This window comes from Komagataeibacter intermedius TF2 (assembly GCF_000964425.1).
Lineage (GTDB): Bacteria > Pseudomonadota > Alphaproteobacteria > Acetobacterales > Acetobacteraceae > Komagataeibacter > Komagataeibacter intermedius.
The window spans coordinates 1-578 of the sequence record NZ_BANF01000476.1 but is presented as its reverse complement, the minus strand read 5'-3'; the positions used below and the strand labels follow the sequence as shown (position 1 = coordinate 578).

At 56.7% G+C, this 578-nt stretch carries 1 protein-coding gene; it reads left to right on the top strand.

All coding sequences use genetic code 11. The features are described 5' to 3' along the window. Positions 1 to 480 (top strand): transposase (locus tag B7449_RS18100; protein ID WP_048884009.1); only part of this gene is annotated, 480 nt, incomplete at its 5' end. Positions 481 to 578 lie beyond the last annotated feature (98 nt).

Genomic DNA, 578 nt, shown 5'->3' with positions numbered 1-578 from the left:
AGTCAGTTGATCGTGACAACCGACGTTGTCGCCACGTCAGCGGATGCGCCATCCTTTGCCGACACGGTGCTGTCGATGGAAGACACAATCGGTCTCCCGGAGAAGGTGCTTGCCGACACCGGTTACGCCAGCGGACAGGCGGTCCGGAAACTGCAGGAAAAGGGCATTGATCCGCTGGTCGCCATTGGACGGCCCTGTGCCCGCAGGCCTTACGACTTCCGACCCCATCCCGAAGCAAAGGAGCCACGCCGGATAACCGAACCCTGGCGGCTCGCCATGAAGGCGAGACTGGAAACCACAGAAGCCGGAGATGTTTACAGACTACGAAAACAGACCGTGGAGCCGGTCTTTGGAATTATCAAAAGCATCATGGGCTTCAGAAGGTTCAGTCTGCGCAGCCTTGCAAAAGTCACGACCGAATGGACACTCGTCGCTCTCGCATACAACTGCAAAAGAATGGCACGGCTTCAGGCGGCATAAGCCGGGTCAGCCTCGGCCTTATAACCCTCAAAATGACCAACCCGACAGGCTGTTAGAGCCTGTTTGGAAAGTCATGGATGAGCGTTTCTTCGGATGAG